The 22651-nt window shown below is 40.6% G+C and carries 16 protein-coding genes; 5 read left to right on the top strand and 11 right to left on the bottom strand.

Features of this window, described 5'->3' with window-relative positions; all coding sequences use genetic code 11:
* The first annotated feature begins 25 nt into the window (after positions 1-25).
* From R2R28_RS27165 to R2R28_RS27150, 4 genes are all read left to right on the top strand, one after another.
* Positions 26-700, top strand: coding sequence for a hypothetical protein (locus R2R28_RS27165; protein WP_316828806.1), 675 nt, complete (start codon positions 26-28; stop codon positions 698-700).
* A 296-nt stretch (positions 701-996) separates the two neighbouring features.
* Complete coding sequence (locus R2R28_RS27160) at positions 997-1752, top strand: CHASE3 domain-containing protein (RefSeq protein ID WP_316828805.1); 756 nt, start codon at positions 997-999, stop codon at positions 1750-1752.
* A 209-nt stretch (positions 1753-1961) separates the two neighbouring features.
* Complete coding sequence (locus R2R28_RS27155) at positions 1962-2576, top strand: hypothetical protein (protein ID WP_316828804.1); 615 nt, start codon at positions 1962-1964, stop codon at positions 2574-2576.
* A gap of 77 nt (positions 2577-2653) precedes the next feature.
* Positions 2654-3475 carry an alpha/beta hydrolase family esterase gene (locus R2R28_RS27150; RefSeq protein ID WP_316828803.1) on the top strand — a complete coding sequence of 274 codons (822 nt, stop codon included), beginning with the start codon at positions 2654-2656 and terminating at the stop codon, positions 3473-3475.
* A 93-nt stretch (positions 3476-3568) separates the two neighbouring features.
* Here R2R28_RS27150 and R2R28_RS27145 read toward each other — a convergent pair whose 3' ends face one another.
* The 6 genes from R2R28_RS27145 to R2R28_RS27120 all read right to left on the bottom strand — a co-directional run bounded on the left by R2R28_RS27145 (position 3569) and on the right by R2R28_RS27120 (position 10100).
* Complete coding sequence (locus tag R2R28_RS27145; RefSeq protein ID WP_316828802.1) at positions 3569-4108, bottom strand: OsmC family protein; 540 nt, start codon at positions 4106-4108, stop codon at positions 3569-3571.
* A gap of 12 nt (positions 4109-4120) precedes the next feature.
* Complete coding sequence (locus R2R28_RS27140; protein WP_316828801.1) at positions 4121-4876, bottom strand: SDR family oxidoreductase; 756 nt, start codon at positions 4874-4876, stop codon at positions 4121-4123.
* An 84-nt stretch (positions 4877-4960) separates the two neighbouring features.
* Positions 4961-5845 (bottom strand): AraC family transcriptional regulator, encoded by an 885-nt coding sequence (locus R2R28_RS27135; RefSeq protein WP_316828800.1) that lies wholly within the window; start codon positions 5843-5845, stop codon positions 4961-4963.
* Between the two features lie 213 nt (positions 5846-6058).
* On the bottom strand, positions 6059-8272 hold the full coding sequence (locus R2R28_RS27130; protein ID WP_316828799.1) for a GH92 family glycosyl hydrolase: 2214 nt from the start codon (positions 8270-8272) through the stop codon (positions 6059-6061).
* Positions 8273-8300: 28 nt separating this feature from the next.
* The gene (locus tag R2R28_RS27125; protein ID WP_316828798.1) at positions 8301-9365 is read right to left on the bottom strand and encodes a LacI family DNA-binding transcriptional regulator; all 1065 of its coding nucleotides are present in this window, start codon (positions 9363-9365) and stop codon (positions 8301-8303) included.
* A 357-nt stretch (positions 9366-9722) separates the two neighbouring features.
* Positions 9723-10100 (bottom strand): helix-turn-helix domain-containing protein, encoded by a 378-nt coding sequence (locus R2R28_RS27120; protein ID WP_316828797.1) that lies wholly within the window; start codon positions 10098-10100, stop codon positions 9723-9725.
* Positions 10101-10306: 206 nt separating this feature from the next.
* On the opposite strand from R2R28_RS27120, the gene R2R28_RS27115 reads away from it, so the two are divergent.
* Positions 10307-11191 carry a PhzF family phenazine biosynthesis protein gene (locus R2R28_RS27115; RefSeq protein ID WP_316828796.1) on the top strand — a complete coding sequence of 295 codons (885 nt, stop codon included), beginning with the start codon at positions 10307-10309 and terminating at the stop codon, positions 11189-11191.
* Between the two features lie 148 nt (positions 11192-11339).
* Here the strand turns inward: R2R28_RS27115 and R2R28_RS27110 are convergent, their stop codons facing one another.
* The 5 genes from R2R28_RS27110 to R2R28_RS27090 all read right to left on the bottom strand — a co-directional run bounded on the left by R2R28_RS27110 (position 11340) and on the right by R2R28_RS27090 (position 22639).
* Positions 11340-13814, bottom strand: a complete 2475-nt coding sequence (locus R2R28_RS27110; RefSeq protein ID WP_316828795.1) for a glycoside hydrolase family 95 protein — start codon at positions 13812-13814, stop codon at positions 11340-11342.
* Between the two features lie 255 nt (positions 13815-14069).
* Complete coding sequence (locus R2R28_RS27105) at positions 14070-17696, bottom strand: glycoside hydrolase family 2 TIM barrel-domain containing protein (RefSeq protein ID WP_316828794.1); 3627 nt, start codon at positions 17694-17696, stop codon at positions 14070-14072.
* Positions 17693-19108 carry a sialate O-acetylesterase gene (locus R2R28_RS27100; RefSeq protein ID WP_316828793.1) on the bottom strand — a complete coding sequence of 472 codons (1416 nt, stop codon included), beginning with the start codon at positions 19106-19108 and terminating at the stop codon, positions 17693-17695. The genes R2R28_RS27105 and R2R28_RS27100 overlap by 4 nt, the downstream gene beginning before the upstream one ends.
* Before the next feature lie 4 nt (positions 19109-19112).
* Complete coding sequence (locus R2R28_RS27095; protein ID WP_316828792.1) at positions 19113-20366, bottom strand: glycoside hydrolase family 71/99-like protein; 1254 nt, start codon at positions 20364-20366, stop codon at positions 19113-19115.
* The gene (locus R2R28_RS27090) at positions 20366-22639 is read right to left on the bottom strand and encodes a GH92 family glycosyl hydrolase (RefSeq protein ID WP_316828791.1); all 2274 of its coding nucleotides are present in this window, start codon (positions 22637-22639) and stop codon (positions 20366-20368) included. Before R2R28_RS27090 ends, R2R28_RS27095 begins: the two co-directional genes overlap by 1 nt.
* Between the last annotated feature and the right edge of the window lie 12 nt (positions 22640-22651).

The raw sequence follows: 22651 nt of genomic DNA, 5'->3' as shown, positions 1-22651 counted from the left end.
TGGTTCCTTTGGGATAAAAAAGCAAATGGAACTCTTATCAATCTTGCATAAAAGCAATATCATTCTCCACGTAAGCGCTGGTTCGCTGGCATTATTAACCGGAATATTTATCTTATTGTTTAAAAAACAGGGGCGAATTCACCGCCAATCAGGAAGGCTCTTCTTAATACTTTTGGGAATTGTAATTTTTACAGGCCTTCTGGGTGTGTTTGTATTTAAACGTAACAGCTTTTTGTTAGTGATTACGGTTTTAAGCGGTTATATGGGTTTTTCTGGTTTCCGCGCCATACGCAACAAATCAAACATTCCTCAGGCAATTGATATCGTTATGGCTTTACTCGCCCTGGCTTCGGTATCGTTTTTTATATTTTACTTTAATGCCATCGGGATGATCTGGTCGCCTGTGATTATTTACAGCACCGTTGGATACCTGTTGATGGCTGTTGGTTACGATTTAGGCCGTTATCTGCTCTCTACAAAAACTTATGGTCAACTTTGGCTATATGAACATATTCTTAAAATGGTAAGTGCTTTTAGCGGATTGCTTTCTGCCTTTGCGGGTACAGTACTACCACAATATCAGCCCTACAGTCAGTTTCTTCCATCGGTACTTGGAAGCCTGATTGCCATAGCTTTTATGGCTAATTATTGGCGACGACTAAAAAGAAACAAGCTTATAATCAAACAGAAAGGCAATTAGCGACTAAAAAAATGTAAATTCTGAAAACAAAGTAATCTCTTACTGGTTTATACCGCACATCTATTTATTAAAACATGATCTGATACTTTGGTTAGTTGATGGATCAAAAAAAGGTTATCATCCTATGATGGTAACCTTTCCTATTTATAGATCTTGATAAGATATAGATTCGAGCGTTACTTTTTTTGATTTTTTACCCGTAATTTGACTTGGTAAAATCACGAAGAAATACGGTTTTTATATACTTATTGATTAAAAAATGATAAAAACACTAAATTCGCGAAAAGACATCCTTAATGAAAACTCCTTTTTTTAACCGTCCTGTAACGGGATTCATCCTCTCCATTATCTTTACGATTGCAACTTCTGCCCTATCTTATTTTTCTGTAGAAAAATTTTACAACAGCGAAAAATGGGTAGACCATACCAATACTGTGCGTGGTAAACTCGAATCGATTATTTCATCAATGAAAGATGCAGAAACTGGTCAGCGGGGTTTTCTGCTTACGGGCAATGAAAAATTTCTGGAACCCTATAAAGGTGCAGCGCAACTTACCCGAGCAGCATTTGATACGGTTAAATACCTGACCAAGGATAATGCTGCACAGCAAAATGAGTTTAAAGGGCTAAAAGAAATGATCGATTCGAAATATGACCTTTTAGAAAATACCATTAACCAGAAACGCCTTGGCGGCACCATTAGTCAGGATGTACTTTTAATGGGCAAATCGTATATGGACAGGGCCAGAACGATTATTACCAGGATGGAAAGCAGGGAAGAAATATTACTGTCGACCAGGTTATCTACCCTTAATCTGTATGGTACAATCTCCTTAACTTCTATTATAATTGCTTTTCTGGTTTCTTTAGTGAGCACCATTTATTTTTACAGGCGTACCATGAGTGACTTTGAAGACAGGATCCGTTTGGAGGAGCAGGTAAAGCAGGAAACATTGGCCATGGAGAAAAAGATAACCACCCTTAAAAACCTTTCAGAAAGGATTGGAAAGGGAGAGTATGGTATTCGGGTAGACCCTGAAGAACTAAAATAAGCATCAATAAATCATTAATTGATTGTTTTTAATATTTTTAGGATGTTTTTTCCATCATTAAGATTATACGTCATTTAAGAAGCATATCACTTAAATAAATAATTGTTAACAAATCACAATTGATTCTATTATTATTTTAAATAAATATCCCGGATTGTAGCACTAGCTGGTTCATACTCGTTTTGGTAAAAAATAAAACGCTTTAAAATATGAAAAAACTAACCTTACTTTTTTTAGTCATCGGCCTGTTTTCTTGCAAAAAAGAAGAAGTTTATGGTCCGCTGAAACTTAAAAACGGACAGGAAGTAGAGCTTCTTGTTGACCACCGTTATGGTTCGGATAAAGATATCTTGCTCAAATTCCCGGAAAAAGAGCTGGCTGGCGCAGCACTTGTAGGTTTTGATCAAAGAGAAGTTGGCTACACCTACCGGGTCAAAGCCAAATTCCACAATGATGATAATCCACCTCAGGATGATTCTGCTTATTCATTTATTTTTTCAAGAATCGTAAGCAAAGAACAATATAAAGGCAACGAATCTTTCGATGTTCAATTAATTGTTTCCTATGTACCAGGTGGTCCGGTAATCAGATTGAACAAAACAGGTAATGACTACTTTTTTAACTATGATAAAGTACAGTTAACTTACGCAAACAGCACCGTTCAAAGTCAGCTAGAAGAAATCTATCAAAATGCATTGGAAGTGCGTACCAACGGGCAAAAAGCCCAGTTACCAAAATGGAAAGCCATTAAAGCAACGGTAACGCACGATCCTCAAAAATTCGGCAAAGCTTACCTGGTTCAAAAGATAGAGTTTACGCTGTAAATTTTTTCTAATAAATAAATACCCTGAAAAAAGGAATCATAATTAAACCATATCAGACAATTCAGGTCAATATGGGTATGGTGAGAAACACAATATTCGGGGTATTTAAATCTTTTTTTTTCATCCTACTATTTATCTGTGCTTCAGTTTTAGGTGTCTATGCCCAATCTGCTTCAGAAATCAAAAAGTTGCACTGGACGGTTGAGGGTACCGAGAGAGAAGCTTTGGTACACCTTCCAGCTACGGCAAAAACGAAAGTAAGCCCGCTTATTTTTGTGTTTCATGGTCATGGGGGCACCATGGAAAATGCTTACCGGAGCCACCAATTCGAAAAACTTTGGCCTGAGGCCGTTATTGTATACCCGCAGGGATTAAATACGCCCGGACAGCTTACCGATCCGCAGGGCAAATTACCAGGCTGGCAAAAGGAAGCCGGAGATATGAATAACCGCGACCTGAATTTCTTTGATGAGATGCTAAAAACGTTCGAGAAAGATTACAAGGTAGATGATAAACGCATTTATGCTACCGGACACTCTAACGGTGGTGGATTTACCTACCTGCTCTGGGCTACCCGACCTGATGTATTTGCGGCCTTTGCACCATCATCGGCTGTGAGTAGAAAAGCAGCCGGCCAGCTTCAACCCAAACCGGCCATGCACATTATGGGCGAAAAGGATGCATTGGTAAAACCCGAGTGGCAAAAACTAATGTGCAACCTGATCTTAAAAATAAACAGCTGCGAAACACAGGGAAAACCCTATGGCGAATATGCTACCTACTACCCATCAAAAACCGGGAATCCTGTAGTTTTGTATGTGCATCCGGGCGGACATGTTTATCCAAAAGAAGCTGATGAGGTAGTGGTTAAATTTTTTAAGGACATTAAAAAGCCATAATGAGAATACAGATTTTAAATTTGAGTGGAGGTGTTTATAAAGGAGTAAAGTTTTAAAAACCTTACTCCTTTAAATATAACATTTTATTCTTATCTACTCTTTTACTTCCGAAGCGGTAATTATTACACTATCGGTAATGGTGCGATAATTGGGCGAATATTGCTGTACTTTTTTAATAATCTCATTATAATCGGTATGTGTTCCGCTACCTTTTACCTCGTAATTAAACTTCAGTTCCTTAAAGCCGATACTGGCTTGCTCATCAACAGCTAAAAAGCCACGCAGGTTAAGATCGCCGACAATATGGAGTGCTACACTTTCAAGTTTAATGTTCCTTGCTGTGGCTTCGGCAACAAAACCAACCATCATACAGCCTGCCAAACCGCCCAAAAGGTAATCTTGCGGGGTAGGATTTAAATTGCTGCCCAATAACTCTTCTGGTTCGTCTATATCAAAAGTGAAATTTTTGATCACTTCTTTTGTGCCTACAAATTGGTTGTGTGTATGAATCTGCGTTTTTACGCCACCTTGCCATTTTGCGCTAATTCCGTAAGCAGATATTGCTTCAGCAGGTGTTTTGGTAATGAGCGCTTTATAAGCCTCGAGACCTTCTAAATTAATTTCATTCAACATCAATATATCCGGTTAATTACGACCAGCCATTACCCCACCATCAATATCCCAAATTGCACCTGTTACCCACGAGCTATCATCTGATAATAAAAAGGAGATTGTTTTGGCAATATCTTCAGGTCTGCCAACTCTTCCAATGGGATGAAAAGCGTTAAAGCCCTGTAGTGTTTCCTCAATTTTACCGGCTTCGATGAAAGAACCATAAATTGGCGTTACCACAACTGCTGGCGATACGGCATTTACCCTAATATTATCTTCGGCCAGTTCCATTGCCAAATGTTGTGTCAAACTGTGCAACCCGGCTTTTGCCATAGCGTAAGCGGACGATGGTGTGGCCTTAATGGCTTGTTGTGCCCACATAGAACCAATGTTTACAATAGCGCCACCTCCGTTTTCTTTCATCACTTTTGCAGCAGCCTGGGTGATGAAGAAAAATGCTTTATTGAAATTGTGGTAAATATCATAATCCTGCTCCGAATGTTCGAGAAAAGGTTTTGGACTAAAATAACCTGCGGCATTTACCAGGAATTTCAGGTTTGGCATTTCTTTTTTAATTGTTGATGCAAAGGCTGTAACCTCTTCGATTTTGGAAAGATCTACCCCTATTGTCCTGACCTGACCTAGAGCTGATAAATCTTTTTCGGCAGTTTCGAGATTCCTGTCTGTCCTCCCTACTATAATCACCTCTATTCCCTGTTTTAATAAAAGTTCTGCAGTGGCCCTGCCCATTCCGGTTGTTCCACCAATTATTAATGCTTGTTGAATCATTATTTTCTTATTTATTATCTGCAGGCAAAATTGCGACAGATTAAACAAGCATGAAATGGACAAATAAGAGAATAGATGGTAATTTTAGGAAATGGTTTTCCTAAAGGCACTTGGCGATTGTTTGGTATGTTTTTTAAAATACTTTACAAAGTAAGAAGGATCTTCGAAACCTAAGCGATAACCGATTTCATTTACATTCAGGCCTGAATGCGTTAATAAGCGTTGTGCCTCTATAATAATCCTTTCCTGGATAATGATAGACGGTGTTTTAAAAACAGTTTTATTGGTAAGCTCGGTGAGTGTTTTGGCCGATACATTTAATAAAGCGGCGTAAGCTGAAACACTAAGTCCTTTTTGATAGTTCATTTCTACCAGATCGATAAAACGGAGCAGTTGTAAATGTTTTTCGTTTGGAGAAAACAGATGCTGACGGAGCGTTGCATTTCCTTTTTCTCTTTGTGCGCGGATCAAAAATGCATTTACATAAAGCCTCAACAATTCCAGATGCCCGAAATCACTGCTTTTGTTCAGTTCAGCATTAATTTGCTCCACCAAAATTTTCAAATCCGTTTCTGCCAGTTGACTGATTTGACAAAAAGGATGCTGATGAGGATCGTTGAACAAACTGTATTTCAGGAAAAAGTGTACATCATCATCCTTTTGCACCAAAAAACGTTCGTTAAAATGGATCATGATTCCATCATAACCAGAAGCCTGGTCAAAATAATGCACCTGATTTTTGCCGATAAAAAACAAGGTATTGGGTAAAACTTCATATTGTTTAAAATCTACAAAGTGACTACCCGCTCCTTCAAAAAACCAAAGAACCTGATAAAAGCTATGGATATGCGGTTTAGTGGTATCCTGTTTATTTTTGGCAAGGTAATCTTTCATAGAGAATACCTCAAACTGTCTTTTTCCAGGTTGATCTTTATGTAAGTGATACTCGTTTATTTTGCTTTCCTTCATGTTCAGCTTGCTGTTAAGCCGTCCAAAGCTAGTTATTTATTTTTTTTATATTACCCAAAGTGTAGTCTCGTTTGTAAGCAGGATTAACGAAGTCCGTATTTGTAATGCTTATAAGAAAGAAATGAAGTTTCGGTTGGCGAGACACCAACCGATAAAAAATAACGATAAAACCACGATTCTCATGCATCCTCGTTACAACGAGAACGATATGTACTATGGTCTTTGTATGTTATCCCCACCATAACTAAAATTCGGTTTACTTCCCATTACAAATTTCATTGTTCCACCATTCACAATATCCTGATGTTTAATAAAAGTCTTATGATAAGGTTTTCCATTTAGCTCAACACTTTGGATATAAATATTTTTCGGACTGTTATTTACAGCTGTTACCGTAAAGCTTTTTTTATTGGGAAGTTTAATAGAAACCGAATCAAATTTCGGACTGCCAATTACATATTGTCCGGATGCCGGAAACACAGGATAAAAACCAAGTGAAGAAAAGATATACCATGCCGACATCTGTCCACAATCTTCGTTGCCTATAATTCCATCCGGACGATCGTGATAAAATTCATCCATGATGTAACGCACTTTTTCTGCTGTTTTCCATTGCTGTCCCACATAATTATACAGGTAGGCGATATGGTGACTTGGTTCATTGCCATGCGCATACTGACCAATGTTTCCGGTAAGATCAACTAAATCCCCTGCGGCAGGAACGGTAAAAAACTCATCCAGGCGTTTGGTAAATGTTTTTTCTCCGCCCAACATTTCAATCAGTCCTTTAACATCCTGCGGCACCAGCCAAAGGTATTGCCAGGCATTGCCTTCTGCATAATCAGTGGCATAAGGTTTAGTCGATTTTAAAGGATCAAAAACAGGGTTCCAGCTACCATCAGTCATTTTGCCCCTAGGAAATCCAACCGATTTATCATAATATAACTGATAATTTCCGGCTCGTTTTTCAAAATATTTATAATCGGCATCTTTGCCCATTGCTTTGGCCATTAAGGCGATACTCCCATCGGCAATGGCATCTTCCAAACCATTGGCAACAGGACGGTTGATACCTACATCAGATGGAATAGCTTTAAAATCACTCACATAATTTAATCCTCGGAGATCGCTCATCGCCGTTTTTTTCATGGCGGCAAAAGCACGTTCAGCATCAAAACCACGGAAACCTTTTAAATAAGCCTCTGCAATAATCTGCTGACTGCTTATTCCAACCATCGTACCGGTATCGTAACCATTTAAATGCCATATGGGCAAATAACCCTGCTCATCATAAATGGCGAGCATGGTATTTACAAAATCGCTGATTTTATCGGGATTAAGAATGGTAAAAAGCGAATGCTCGGCACGATAGGTATCCCAGGTAGAAAACACCGAATAATTGTTGAATGAAGGTTTTTGATGTATTTTATTGTCTGCTCCCTGGTAATCACCGTTATTATCGTTAAACAGCGACGGATGCATCATCGCATGATATAATGCGGTATAAAACACCCTTTTATCGGCTTTATTTTCAGTTTTGATTTCTACTTTCGACAATTCTTTGTTCCATTTATCATCTGCTGATTTAATTATACCGGCCATGTTCCAATCCGCAATTTCGGCGGCGATATTGGCTAAAGCATTTTCACTGCTTACAGGCGAAATACCTACTTTAAACTGTATGGTTCCGGGCGACTGGCCTAAACTAATCATGCCTTTAATTGCCTTTCCTTGTCCTTTTTTGGTGTTAAGCAATTTTGAACCTTCATACACATTAAAAGCCTCAATTGGCTTTTCGAAACGTATCGCAAAAAATGCCTGTTGTTCTTTGGCCCAGCCTGAAGAAAAACGATAACCTTTTAGGGTATAGGCATCAACCTGTTCGATATAGGTATCGGTAGCTTTATCGTTAAGCCCTTCCTGCAAATCGATAATAATTTGGGCCGGTTTACCTGCGGGGAATTTATAGCGGTGAAAACCTACCCTTTCTGTCGCAGTGAGTTCCACATCAATGTTATAATCTTCCAGTTTCACAGCATAATAACCCGGACGAACCTTTTCATTTTTATGAGAATACAAAGACGAGTAACCACTTTTATGATTTTGTTCGGTTCCTTTATCGGTTTTGATGGCTCCTGTAAAAGGCATAATCAGCACATCACCAAGGTCGCCTATGCCAGTCCCACTTAAACGCAGGTGCGAAAAACCTGTTAAAATACTATCGCCATAATTATAGCCAGAACACCAGTCCCAGCCTTTAAAAATATTCATCGGGCCAAGCTGCACCGCTCCAAAAGGAACATTTGCACCTACAAAAACGTGTCCGTGGCTACCCGAACCAATATAAGGATCTACATAGGTGGTTTTAGATTGGGCATGGGTGAGTGTAATTGTTAAAGTAAAAAGAAAGGTTAAAAGGTGTTTCATATTGTTTGACTGTTAGGATTGTTAGTTGTTATTTAATAGAAGACCCTGAACTAAATTCAGGGTGACGAAACGCAGGCACTTTTGCCTTACTCGATGCCCTAATATTTAACATGCAGGGAATATTAACTGTAGAAAACATCTCCTGATCGTTTTTTTGAGTGAGTTTTGCCAAAAGCAGTTTCATGATATGCTGTGCGATTTTCTCCATCGGTTGCTGAATCGCTGTAATGGCCGGAGAAATGAATTCGAGCAGTTCAAAATCATCAAATGAAACCATGGCCAAATCATCCCTTAACTTTCCGTTTGGTATTTTTAAAGCACGTAAACCTTCCATGGTAAGGTAATTAGCAGCAAATATTATGGCATCGATGTGGCTGTTTGCGTGTAAGAAACTGGTAATTGCATTTACCGTACTTCCGGTACCTTGATATTTCATTTTAAAGATCTGTTCTTCTCCATTGTGATCAGCAACCGCCATCCGGTAACCTTCTAAACGATCGGTCATTTGTTGTTCAGCTGTATCGGTGGTAATAAAGGCACAATTGTGGTAGCCATTTTCAAAAAGATGTTGAGTAGCCTTATAGGTACTGGCAAAATTATCTACCAATACATAATCTGCCGGAATGCCGGGCAGGTAACGATCAAAAAGCACTACAGGAATGCCAGAATCAACCAGCTTTTTCACTTCATCCTCCATTCCAACGGCTGTGGCTACAATGTAACCATCAACACGCCTTTCGGTAAAAACATCTACCAGTTCGGCAAATTTATTCCTTTCCTTACCTGTGCTGCTGAATAATATTTTATAACCATGCTGTGCGGCAATTTCTTCGAGAAAATGGGCAATGCCCGAAAAGAGAGGATCTGATATATGATCTACCAGAAAACCAATGGTATTCGATTTTCCTGTTCTTAACCCTTTGGCAAAAGAATTTGGCCTAAAGCCCACTTCAGCAACCAGGTCGAGAATTTTGGCGGTTACCTCTTTGCTGATAAACTTTTCTTTCGCTTTTCCATTAATTACAAAGGAAACGGTAGTAGTAGAAAGATTTAGCCTTTGGGCAATGTCTTTAATCGATATTTTTTTCGTCATGAGATTTAGATCAGCAAACTTATGGCTGACTAAATCAATACGGCGTAAATATAACTGGTATTCATTTGGTCAGCAGTAGCCAAACATATCCCCGTTCGATTAATAAAGCCTTAAAAAATGATTAAAAATGGGTTTTATTGTAGAGATTAATAGAAAAAAACACTTCCTAATGGTCTTAGCGTCTCGCGAAGATCTTGGTTTTTGCTTTTTGCCACGGATTCACGGAAAACACGGATTTTTGCCGAGTTGGAAAGAGTTTAATAAAAAACGTCTTCATCTCGACCAAAGCATGGCGGAGTGGAGAGATCTATCTCCGTAGATTTCTCGGCTTCATTTCATTCCGCTCGAAATGACGGCTTACTGCGGCTCTGCTTTAATCCTTTCCCTATGCCTCAAGCCCCATTCTACCAAAGTATCGGCTACAGGGAGCACGCTACAGCCATAACAGGTAATAGAATAGGCTACCGTTATTGGTTTAGAATCGATTACCTCTCTCGAAACTAAGAGATTTAATTCCAGATCCTGCAGTTCTTTAGATAACATTTTTGCCGAAATACCCTCAATTTCCCTTTGTATTTTTTTAAAGGTATTGCGTTGATCCTGCCGCGCATCCAGATAACGCATAATGCGGAGCTTCCATTTTCCGCCTAAAATTTCCAGACTATCGCGAATAGCCGAAAGCTCCTGCTCGCAGGTGGCTTCATGTACTTCGCCATTGATATTCGTTGTGAACATAGCTCTAATAGTTAACTTGAGGTTACCGGTTACCTTGAATTAACCCATAGCAAAAATAAACTATTACAGTCTAATTTTGAGATGAATTTTAAATCTAAAGGTCATGTTTAACAAATTTTTATATTACTGTTCGCGGATTAAAAAACTTTATACAACGATCGAAAATTATAAAATCATCACAGGTCTCAACAAATAAAACCATAAAAATGAAAAAATTAGATTATTACGTATTGGATGTTTTTACCGTTCAACGTTATACCGGCAACCAGCTTTCAGTAGTTTATACTCCCGAAGAGCTTAGCCTCGAGCAATATCACCAGATTTCGAGAGAATTTGGTTACTCCGAAACTTCTTTCGTGCATTATAGCGAAGTAAGTGGAGCTTTGGAAGTAAGATCATTTACACCTGCAGGTTTCGAAGTTAACGGCGCAGGGCACAATTTATTGGGTGCGGTTATCCTTGCGCTATTAAAGCAATGGGATATTTTTAAAACACAGGGTGATGCTAGATGGGTGGCTATTAATGGTACACCTATTCCATTAAATATATCACAGAATAACGGGCATCCTTTTGTGGCGATGAAACAACGCCGTGCCGAAATCCTCGGCAATATACCACATGCAAGGATTGCAGAAGCTATAGGGCTCGATGTGGAATCAATTGGCATTAATGGTTGGGAAAGTAAAGTGGTAAAAACAGAAGTGAGCCATTTGATGGTACCAATTAAAGATTCGAATACGTTAATACACGCCATCCCAAATAAAGCACTTTTAAAGGCATTGAGTGAGGAATATGATTTTGATGGATTTTATCTTTTTTCTACCGAACCATCGGCCAAAGGTTATCTTGCCAGTACAAGGTTTTTCAATCCGGGCATCGGCATTGATGAAGATCCTGCAACAGGTACAGCTGCTGGTCCGTTAACAGGTTATCTTGAAAAACTGGGCCATGTACAAAAAAACAAGGACCATATTATTTTTCAGGGCGAACAAACCGGGCATCCTTCAGAAATACATGTGCGGGTGGAGGATGATGGCGTTATGGTTAGCGGCTCATCGGTAATTGTAATGGAGGGAAATATTTATTTGTAGGTGAGAATGGTTTTCCATTGAGAATGTGCAATTCCAAAGGATTCGTCATTGCGAGGAGGTACAACGAAGCAATCTTACAACGATCGCTACCAGCGTTCGCTTTAGGATTGCTTCGTACCTCGCAATAACTAAGTCTTTTAGTTTTAATCTACTCAAAATAATATGTTTTCCCTGCTTCAGTCTTCACATCATACAAAAATGATGCTTTTAAAGCTACAGGATTAAGTTTTGCACTTTCAGCTATAATCGGTTTTTGCTGCTCCTCCACCTCAAATAATGGGTTTGGATTTTTCCCTTTTGCCAATGCAGGTGCAGATCCTTTTACAGACTTTATTTTATTTGGCAAACGTAACCTGCAGTTTCCGCCAAGCGCTGCGTGAACCACTAGTTTATTGATTTTGCCATCTTTCCAGCTGATATCAAAACTAAATCCACCACGCGACATTAATCCATTTACACTTCCCTCTTTCCATGCATCCGGCAAGGCAGGTAAAACATAAATAAAACCATCCTGCGATTGGAGCAGCATTTCGGCCACGCCCGAGGTACAGCCAAAGTTTCCATCAATCTGGAATGGAGGGTGCGCATCAAAAAGATTCGGGTATGTGCCTCCATCCTGCCCGCTTTCGGCCACCGGCGCCGGACTAAGCTGATCGGTAATCAATTTATAGGCGTGGTTACCATCCAGCAAACGGGCCCAGAAATTTACTTTCCAGCCCATACTCCATCCGGTCGATTTATCGCCCCTGTTGAGCAGCACGGTTTTAGCGGCATCAAAAAGTTCGGGATTATGGTAAGCAGAAACCTGATTGGAAGGATATAAACCATAAAGATGTGAAGCATGGCGGTGTTTATCGCCTGGCCTGTCGAAATCCTGCAACCATTCCTGCAGCTGACCAAAACGCCCGATCTGCATCGGCGGAAGTTTAGCCCTTAACGTTTTTAAGCTATCAGCAAAAGCAACATCCTGTTTTAAAGCAGACGAGGCTTTTATTACGTTACTGAATACATCAAAAACCAGTTGGTTATCCATTGTGGTGCCGGCAGCAAGCGCTACCCCTTTCTGGTATTCGTTTTCTGGCGACATTGATGGAGATACAATCAGCCATTTGTGCGTAGGCTCTTCCTGTAGTACATCTTTGTAAAACATAGCCAGTTCTTTTAACACCGGGTACATTTCTTTCAAAAACTTTTTATCTCCGGTATAGAGGTAATGCTGCCAGATATGCTGTGTTAACCATGCCCCGCCCATCGGCCACATGCCATAATAGCCACCATCTGTTGGTCCGGTAATGCGCCATAAATCGGTATTGTGGTGCATGTTCCAGCCGCGGGCGTGGTACATTTTGGCCGCACTCTGCTTCCCTGTAACGGAAAGATCTTTAAGCATGCTGAATAAAGGCTGGTGCATTTCGGAGAGGTTGGTTACCTCGGCCGGCCAATAGTTCATTTCTGTATTGATGTTTACGGTGTACTTGCTATCCCATGGTGGTGCAATTTTCGAATTCCACTTTCCCTGTAAGGTTGCGGGCTGGTTTCCGGGTTGCGAACTGCAAATCAATAGGTAACGGCCAAACTGGAAATAAAGTGATACCAATGCCGGATCATCGCCCGATTTAAATTTCCTGATACGTTCATCGGTAGGGAGTTTTGCGTCATCCGTAAGGCCAAGATCGAGTTTTACCCGGTTGAAATATTTTTGGTAAGCCTGGATGTGATCGGCTTTTAAGGCCTGATAACTTTTGCCCATCGCCAATGAAAGAAAGTTCGAAGCCTTTTCATTTTCATTAACATCTAACGTTTTATAATCCTTAAAATTGGTCGCGATAGAAACGTATATGGTTGCCGCATCGGCATTTTTAACCGTTAAGCTGTCCTTTTCTGTGCTTGATGTACCACCTTCAGTTTTGGTTTTAACAAGGGTTACATATTTAACTAAACCTTTTTTACCTTCCAGATCGCAGGTGACCCCACTTAGTTTAAGCGTATTATTTTCGGTGATGACTTTATAATTCGGCATCGGACTTTTCATACCTAAGCTAAAACTGATGCTTTTCGGTTTATCTGCAGTGATTCTGATGATCAGCACCTGATCCTTGAGTGAGGTAAAAGTTTCGCGTTTATAGCTTACGCCACCTTTACTGTAAGTTACGGTAGAAATGGCATTACTGAGATCGAGATCGCGGTAATATTCAGTGGCAGGCTGTAGATTTTCTGCGTTAATAAAGAGGCTACCGGCAAGCTGATACTGCATCCCATGGTTGTAACCTTCGCCACTGGCCCTTTTAAAGGTATTGTTCGCCAACTGCTGGGCATCATTGTATTTTTGATCGGCCAGTAGTTTACGCATGTCGGTAATATTGCCGTAAACATCAGGCAGCACGTTATTGCCTGGTCCGCCAGACCAGATGGTTTCTTCGTTTAGCTGAATTTCTTCCTTATCGGGGTTTCCATAAACCATGGCAGCAAGTCTACCGTTACCCAAAGGCAAAGCCTCATTCCAATTGCTGGCCGGTTTATCGTACCAGAGTTTCATGGTATTGGGTTTTCCTTTTTGAGCATGGCTAATCAGGGAGCAGAAGAGCAATGTGGTGCTAAGGAGGCTGATTTTTTTCAGTAACATTATATTCTGGTTAGGGAGATTTTTAATTTATTGGTATTGGCTGTCAAGATAAGATTTATTGTTTTATTTTATATAGAGCATCATGGATCCTTCGACTACGCTCAGGATTGATGACAATTTAATAAAACGAGCGTCATTGCGAGAAGGCTTTTTCAGCCGACGAAGCAATCTTTTTTGCAGGAAAGATTGCTTCGTCGTACCTCATCGCAATGACGATTTTTTTTGCTTGCGTCTTTTCACTTTGGTCTTTCTGCTTTAATCTTTCAGCTTTAACCTTAACTCCTCAACCATATTTACAAAAAGTTTTGCGGCAATCGGGTCGGTGTTTCCTTTGCTCAACAACATTTCAGAAAGTATTGCAGTTCCTTTATCTGTTATTTTCACAATCGGAAATCCCCTTATGGCATCTAAACTTTTGGTACGCTGGTAAATATTCCCTTCGAGGTAACCGTGTACTTTGGTAAATGCTGCGAGGGCTTCTACCCCCGAGTTTCTATTAATGCGGTAGGCGCCAGCACTCACCGTTGGGTTTTGCCTTTCGTTGTTATTAAAATAGCGCAATTCCATCGGTTCAATGCCTTTAAAAACATTCGATTCCGGAATTTCCATCGAAACGATTTCCCCCTGCTCTTTTACCATACTTCTAATCTGCTCCGGAAAGATAACCGAAGCAAGGCTTCCACTGTTAAACAGCAATAGTTTTCCCCCGTCTTTTACAAAGTTTCTGATGGCAGCAGCTGTTGCAGCTGAGGTATTTACAGAGTCCATTCCGCTTAAGATCAATACATCGGGTTTTTGTTTTACAGCAGCATCAAAACTGGCAACAGCAATTACATTTATACCAGAATTTGCAGCCAATGGCGCGATTTTACCACTTTGATCTAGCAATACTATTTTTTTTCCATTCAAACCAGTTGCACTGATATAATTTTTATCGGCAATGGTAATTTCGTAATCGTTTGCTGAAATTTCTTTTCCTTTTTCGATCAGTTTAATCACCAGTTTAGCGGCTGTTTTCGCTGAAGAAAGGTTTTCAGGAAGACTGATCTTTGGTGCAATCCATTTGCGTCCATAATAATCAACCGGAGGAACAGTTTCTTTCCCTTCTTTTAATACTTTTCCGTTCTGATCTTCGATAGACCACTGAATGGTACTTTGCGCGATGGCATTTCCGTCTTCGCTATCATTTACCAGATAAAAGCGGACAGGTAAAGTTGCGCCGGCATAAAAATGCCTGCCCCATAACTCTGCAGATACTAAAACGGGCTGCAACGCTTTTTTCATCTGGTAATAAGTACGTTCAGGTTTAAGCAGTTTAGCATCTTCAATATTGCTGAACCAGGTTAGTGCCGCGAAATGCAGGATACCGGCAGCTTTATCATTGGTACGCCTTACCGCCTCGGCCGATTCGCGGGTGATGAAAGATTGTGCTTCTAGAAAATATTTCGGATCGGCATATTCGTAGGCATAATTCCCGACCAATGAGGAAGGGTTTTGATGCACATAAGTGTAAAACCGCGTCGGATGTCCGGTTTCGGAAGGATAACCTGTAGAAAACTCCTGACTGATCAAAGGTCTGCCCGGATTTTTGAAACGCTGTTGCCATTCGCCATTAAATTCGGAAAAAACAGAGCCATGATACCAGTTCAGGTACCAATGCTGATCATCAATATCACCATCATCAATGTTGGTATAAAAATCTTTCCCGAATTTTTTCTCCTTGCGGGTATAATTAGAATCAAAGCTGATGGGCCTGGTTGGATCAATTTCCCTCATTTTTTTCACAACGTCTGAGATAATCTTCATTTTAAGTTTCGCCCGTTCCAAATCAGGATCGTTGTCATAAAATTTCATTTCGTTGTTTACCGTCCAGAATAAAAGCGATGGATGGTTGCGGTATTTTTTAATCAGGTCGAAAAATTCGTTTTTCCACAAATCGATCAATTTTGCATCGGGCATACTGCTGTTGATCATGAGCCATGGCCAGCCGCCTTCGTAACTTACGCCCACCCCCTGATGGTCGGAAGCGTTCATCCAAACCTCGCTGTAAGGTGCAGTGTGCGTACGGGTGATCGCAATATTGCCCTCATGCATTAATTTGGAAAAAGCATTGGCCAATAAAGTATCATTTGGTGCGAGCGACATTGGCGTATGGTTTCCACCGCGCAGCCAGTAAGGTTTGTTGTTGAGGTAAAAATAATCACCTTTGGCGGTGAAGGTCCTAAAGCCTGATTCTATTGTTAAACGATCAGTTTCCTGTTTGTTTTTAGCAATGATGAAGCTAAAATTATAAATATTAGGAGTAGCCGGAGACCATAATTTAGGTTTTAACCCAGTGATATTGTATTTAAAAACTTTTTCTTCGCCGGCATGCAAACTTTGATCTTTTAAGGCGTCGCCAGAGAATAATGCCCGGAGATCTTTATTCTCCACAATCGAGGTAGACAGATTGAACACACTGTTTTTAGCGGTATTGTTTTTTACGGTAACTTCTATATCGGCACCTGTTAAATTTGGTTTAATAAACACATCGGTGATTTTCAACGGATCGGAAATCACCAGCGATACGGGTTGCCAGATCCCGGCGGGATCATCATTATAAAAACCATGTGCCAGATCCTTAATCATTTTATTGGTGATGGGCACCGTTACGGCCACATCGGTGATTTTATCGGCATCTTTAATATCTTTCACAAAATCCCTCGAAACTTTTACTACAATCAGGTTTTTACCTGGCTTAAATAAGCCTGTTCCCTCAACTTTAAAAGCGCCGAACATGCCGATATGTGCTTCATTGGCTTTTTTTCCATTGATAAAAACCTCTCCGACCTTTGATACCGCGTCAAAATCAAGCTCGAGATTTTTGCCCGCTACATCTGCCGGAAGTTCAATCCACTGACGGTAGTAACCCACATCTGTTTTTTTATAATCGAAGGTATAGGCTTCGCAACGTTCAATTTCTTTCTGATAATGATTATCGGCAACACCTTTACTTGCGGTATTGTACTTTTCGCCGTGTAACCATTCCCTGTTCGGGTTCCAGAACTGTGGTACTGTCATTACATGCCAGTTTTCATCATTATTTTCAGGTGAAATTGCCTTTTGAGCATCGCTGATTTCATATCCCGGCGCAAATAACCATTTTCCGGTGAGGGAAAGATTAGTCCTGCCTTTTGATAATACATTTAGCTTTACCGATTTATAAGCGGAACGTTCCTGGATTCTTTTTTGTGACTTATTGATCAATGGAGCAGCAAATTCCTGTACTTTATCATTTTTAAATGCATCAGCAGGTAACGGTTTGATCGATAAATCATCAAATTCATTTGCCAGCCAGCTGCCACCAAGGATTACTTTTCCATTAGGCGAAAACTCCGTATAAGGATCTTTTACATCAATAAGCGGAAGTGTTTTATTATCCAGAAAAACCTTAATCCTGTTGCCCACCACCTGAATGCGTAAATTGTACCACTGACCAGGAATAAGGTTAAAATCAAGGTGACGAAGGGCCAGATGATCATCAGTACCCATATAACCAAGTCTGGCAAGATAAAGGTCGTTCTGGATGCCACCTCTTAAACCAATAATATATTTGTCGTTCCGCGATGAAGCCCTGAAACCGGCCCAAATCTGCACTTGTTTTTCATTTTGAGGCGTTCTCGCTTTAAAACTCACTTCATAATCACTCGCTGTAGCATCTCCAAAAGCGACATCAATAGCTTTGGTTTTTAAAACACCTTTTTCTATTTTGGCCGTTCCACTACCGGTAGTTTCTAATTTGTGAGCGGTTTCAAAGCCTTCGTTAATGCTGTTTTGGGCATGTAGCGAAATAAAAGGGAAAAGGCAAAATAATATGGTTAAGGTAAGGTTAAGTTGTTTCATCGTTTGGTTTGTTGAGTGTTTTTTGGAGCAGTAAGTCCTGGCCAATCGTCGGTACGGAAAGGGCTTGCAGGCAATCCATCAAGGTTATAAAGATTAACATCGGGCGGATTATCGGCCCAGCAATAGCGCACCGCCATAGGTGCTGGTACATTAGCACAGGAAACCACCACCGTATTTTTTACAAGTATGGCTTTGGCAGGAAAGAATTTTCCATCAGCCCCGGCAATAATAAAATTGTTAACAGAATCAACTGGCTTTATCTGTCCTGAATGTTTGGTAAATTCGATAAAGGCTTTATTCCCTTCAATTTTTAAAGCAGCATAACGTAGACCAGATGCCTGTAGTTTCTCATGATAAATGAGCTGTTGGGCCATTAAAGCAGCCCGGTTACCGATCGGTTTTTTCTCTTTAGGGTGCAAATCACCATTGGCGTTAATATCAATAGTAGTTGCAAAATCTACGTTTGGCATCAAAGCCGCCATAGCCTGGGCTTCGCGTAACTCAGCAATGGCACTTCCATTAAGTTGTGGCTGCACTTTATTGTAATTAGGCAATTGCACAATGATAAAAGGCAGATCTTTTTTATCGAAATGTTTACGCCAGTCGTTAATCAGCGTAGGCAATAATTTTCGGTACTGAAAAGCCCTGCTGGCATTAAATTCGCCCTGGTACCACAATACACCTTTAACATTATATGGAGTAAGTGGTGATAACATGGCATTAAAAAGCGTGGTCGGGTTCGATTGCTCGGAAGCTAATTTTGGTTGTTTTAAAAAACCGGGAAAATCTGCCAATCCTTCTTTACTAATCCAGGCCTCGGCTAATGATGAGCCATAACTGCTGTTGATTACCCCAACAGGAATTTTATATTTTTCGAATAGAGCTGCCGCATAAAAATAAGCCACGGCCGAAAACCTACCCAAAGTTGCAGGCGATGCGCTTAGCCATCCTGTATGCAAAAGAATATCGTTACGCACTGTATCTGCAGCCTGTCTGTTTACTTTAAATTGCCTGATTTTTGGATTAGATGAATCCTGTATCTCTTTGGCATATAAAAATTTATCAATGCCATACTCCATATTCGACTGACCTGCACATAAAAACACATCACCGATCAAAATATCATGAATGGTGATGGATTCGTTTGTCGCGCTAACCATCATTTCATAAGGTCCGCCCGCATTTGCTGCAGCAAGCTGCATATTCCATTTCCCATCTCCTGCAGTAACTGCTGAATAGCTTTTTCCCTTAAAAGAAATACTAATCATTTCTCCGGGTTTAGCCCAACCCCAAACCGGGATTTTAGCCCCGCGTTGAAGCACGGCATGATCGCCGATCAGGGCCGGCAATTTTAGCACAGCCCTGGCGTTTACGCATAACATTACCAGGAAAATTGAAAATACTGCTTTCATTTTGCTATTTCGGTAAAGGAATGTTTTGCTGAAAAGGGATTTGTTTTTTGAGCATTTTTGAAGCAAAACCAGCCAGGTAGAGGTAATAATCATTCGGGATGCCCTCTTCAAATTTCACAAAACTATTTTCGCCAACCGGTGGGTTTTTAGAAGCCTTGAAAATAGCCGTTCCTTCATCTACTTCATCAAACATGGCTACATAAATCATTTCAACCCCATTATTGATGGCTCCTGAAAGTTGTTTCCAGAAAAATTGTCCCCTATTTCGTGGGATCTGATCGAATGGTGAATTAGGTTTCATGTTATGCCAGCTAAAACCGGGGTAAATTACCGGAACAAAATCAAGCCGATTGGCTTTGCACCAGGCTATATCGGCTTTGATCCGTTCCATCATTACCGAAATATTATCTTCTCTAAAACGGCCAACAAACCAGGGCTGAATAATATCAGCCTTTTTGCATACTTCCAGCAATTCCGGATCTGAAGTGGCATCTCCTTTAAGCTCACGCCACTGGGTAGGCACGCCAAGCAATAAAGAACAACCGCCATAAACCGGATCGTGCTGCAGAAAATCCATAATTTTGGTGATGGTTTTTAGCGTATAACGTCTTTTATCGTTAAACCCGATTCCCCAGAGGGCAACCAGTGGTTTTTGGTTATGGTATAAATAACTTTGTTTATTGCCACGGTTGGTTAGCCTTAAACTATCCACCAGGTTTTTAAAATCATTGATCACCAGGTCTTCGTCTCCCTCCTGCATGCCCGAAAAATCGTACATCAGCGATATCGCTCGTTTGTGTTTTCCGGCCGCATCTAGCGCCGAACGCAATACTTTGTTGTTGTGCGCCAAACTCTTTGCATTTTTAAGGTTGGATACAAAACGCTGTACAAATACGCCATCAATGCCATACTGTTCCATCCATTTAAAATGCAGCTGAACGGTCGATTCATCATAAGAACTGAAAAGGTATGCGGCGCTTCCATCTGCATGTTGAAAAGCAGTTTTATAGGTTTTTTTATATTCAGAAACATCAGGCCATAAATCAATTTTGATGCTGCCCGGTGCAAAACCTTTGGCCCCGGCATAATGGTTCCAGCCGCGCCCGCCGCCATCGCCCATGGCATTAAACCAACCCTGATAACCGGCCATTACCAAACCTTTATAACTTTTAAATGCACTGGTAGCACTATGTTTAAGCTGTGCACCTGCCGTGCAGGCAAAACACATGATCAACAAGAATATCGTATTTCTTTTCATTATTTGCTTGCATTAATCGTTCCATTGCCCCAATTTTTGTTTGGTTTTGGCCCCATTTCGAGTTCTAAAGTAGCACCGGCAACCAGTTGCTCGTGCGTAAACCACGGGGTGTTCAATTCTTTTCCGTTTAGTTTGGCACTTTGTATGTATTTATTCACCACCGAACTGTTATTGGCAATTACACGGAACGTTTTTCCATTGGGTAAGGCAATGTTTACTTTTTCAAAAACCGGACTTCCGATGGTATAGGTAGGAATACCCGGGGTTAGCGGATAAAACCCCATAGAAGAAAATACAGCAAAGGCTGTCATGCCGCCACCATCTTCGTCACCAGGGATACCAAAAACATTATCTTTAAACCAGGTATCCAATAAAAAGCGGATCCTTCTTTGTGTTTTCCATGGTGAGGCAGTGAAATTATAGAGGTACGGAATATGGAAACTTGGTTCGTTTCCCATCGAATACTGACCTACTAAACCGGTTGCATCGGGAAATTTGGCATTAAATTCATATTTACTCCTGTCTAACGGTTCCCTGAAAAGCTGATCGAGTTTATTTTCGAAGTTTTTTGTCCCGCCGAATAAGCCGATCAAACCTTTCACATCATGTTGCACCTGCCATACATATGTCCAGCCGTTATTTTCATCGTAATAATCACGTCCGCCCATTCCACCATCAAATTTAGGATCGATGTTGATCCAGTTACCTTTGTTATCCTTTGGCATAAACAATTGCTTTTTCGGATCCCATAAATTATGGTAATTCTGTCCGCGTGCATTGAACTTTTTATAATCTGCTGTTTTACCAAGGTCGTTGGCCAGTTCACCTAAAGCCCAGTCATCATAACTATGGCCAAGGGTTATCGCTACCGCCTGGCGTTTTTCAAAATTATGCACTTCTGCAACAGTTTCCTTTTCTCCGGGATGTAATGCAGGAAAATAACCTTTTTGGTAATACACTTCTTCCAGTTCGGTTTTCGGGCCATTTTTCCAGGGTAACATGGTGGCTTCCGTCGCGTTTTTGTACATGCCTTTATAAGCTTCTGCCATGTCGAAATTTTTCAATCCTTTACGATGTGCATCCAGAAAACTCACGGTAGAGTGAAAACCATTCATGCAAACGTGATCACCAAAAAGCACCGGAAATGTGGGCATCCAGCCACTCTGGCTGTACATGTTTACATAAGAATTAAGCATATCTTCTTCCTGTGCGGGGTTTAAGATTACGCGGAGCGGATGATGCGCCAGATAGGTATCCCAAGCCCAGTCATCCACAAAAAAAGGACGGTTGGTTTGGTGGATCTTATTATCGTAACCACTAAAATACTGGCCATCTTCGGTAATATCCACCATACGTTCGTAAGTACGGTAAAGCGCGGTATAAAACGAACGTTTTTGTGCTTCCGTACCTCCGGCGGTCTGGATCTGGTTAATCACCTTCGCCCAGGCATTTTCGCCCTGCGATTTAATGCTTTCAAAACTTTGTCCTGCAAATTCTGCATTATAGTTCTTTTTGGCCTGCGCTGCACTGATGTAAGAAATGGCATATTTAAAACTGATGTTTTTCGCTTTGCTCTGGTCGAAATTGATCCATGCTTTTACACTTTTACCATCTATGCCAGGCTCATTTACCACCTGATTGCCTTTAACTACACCAAAACTCGCACCGGCATCAAAAACGCCATATAAATATACCTTAACATTGCCGTGGTAAGTTTCCAGCCCTGTTAATTCGGTATCGGAAATGAATTGATAAGCCGATTCGCCCGGATTGTAAGTACCCAATAACAGCGATTTCTGTGCGTTTGCAGGAAATACGAAACGGTAATAACCTGTCTTTTTACCGGGCACAAATTCTACATTCACCTCATCATCAAGCAAAAATGCACTGTAATACCATGGTCTGGTTATTTCAAGATCATAATCATAGGTCATTTGGTTTTTCCAGTTGGCTAACTCAATCTTTTTTACAGATGGTTTAATAGAAAATACTTCACCCAAGCGGTGAGAAACCACGTTTAAGGGGAAGCTTGAAATCTGATCATCCATATAATCGGTACGTTGCGGAAACATGCGGATCATCTGGTTGGGCAATTGTACGGTTGGCCGGGTAGGCTGCAACAGCTGCCCAACATTACCGATACGGGGATCTATATATTTGAGGTTTCCTGCCCCATCGTTATTTTTTTCCTGTGCCTGGGCTGATATAATGGTATTAAGAGAGAGCAATACAATATTGGAAAGGGTAATACAGGATCTGAATAGGTTCTTCATTTATGGGTTAAA

This window comes from Pedobacter miscanthi, from assembly GCF_032678605.1.
GTDB classification, from domain to species: domain Bacteria; phylum Bacteroidota; class Bacteroidia; order Sphingobacteriales; family Sphingobacteriaceae; genus Pedobacter; species Pedobacter miscanthi_A.
This window is presented reverse-complemented; position numbering and strand designations above follow the sequence as displayed.